This is a genomic window from Paraburkholderia sp. RL17-373-BIF-A (assembly GCF_046030175.1).
In the GTDB taxonomy this organism is placed as follows: domain Bacteria; phylum Pseudomonadota; class Gammaproteobacteria; order Burkholderiales; family Burkholderiaceae; genus Paraburkholderia.
In genome coordinates this window covers 1-445 of record NZ_JARESO010000430.1, presented here as the reverse complement: position 1 = coordinate 445, position 445 = coordinate 1, and the positions used below count along the sequence as shown (strand labels likewise).

The window sequence follows — 445 nt, the reverse complement described above, 5'->3', positions numbered from 1 at the left end:
TATCGACTTATTTGGGGGCGACCTGGTTTCGACAGGGGTAGCAAAGGAGTTCAGGGCATACCGAGGACCCATCACCTCGTAAATCCAACGGGAAAATGTAAATGCAAACCTCGATAAGCGCTTCGGCGCGGCGTCTAACGACGCTCTCCTGGAACAAGCCGCGTAAAACCGGCTTTCCTCGCACTGGCTCGCTGATGGGCTAGGGTAGCAATACCGCGCGAGGTCATTTACGTCAGCTAATCTCCAATGGCGTCACGACGTTGGGGCCGAAAACTTAGTGACTCGCCGTAACGAAGCGTGTTCGTCCGTGTCGTTGCGGTTAAACCAAATGACGAACTAAGTATGTAGAACTGGCTGTAGAGCACTTCTGGACGCGGGTTCGATTCCCGCCGCCTCCACCAGAGTTTTTGTCGTTGTTTTTCGTGGCCTCAACAACAGAGAGGCC

1 other RNA gene is annotated in these 445 nt (G+C 53.9%); it reads left to right on the top strand.

The window, feature by feature from the left end:
• Window positions 1–13 precede the first annotated feature (13 nt).
• Window positions 14–401, top strand: a transfer-messenger RNA (tmRNA) gene (gene ssrA / locus P0D80_RS51220).
• Window positions 402–445 lie beyond the last annotated feature (44 nt).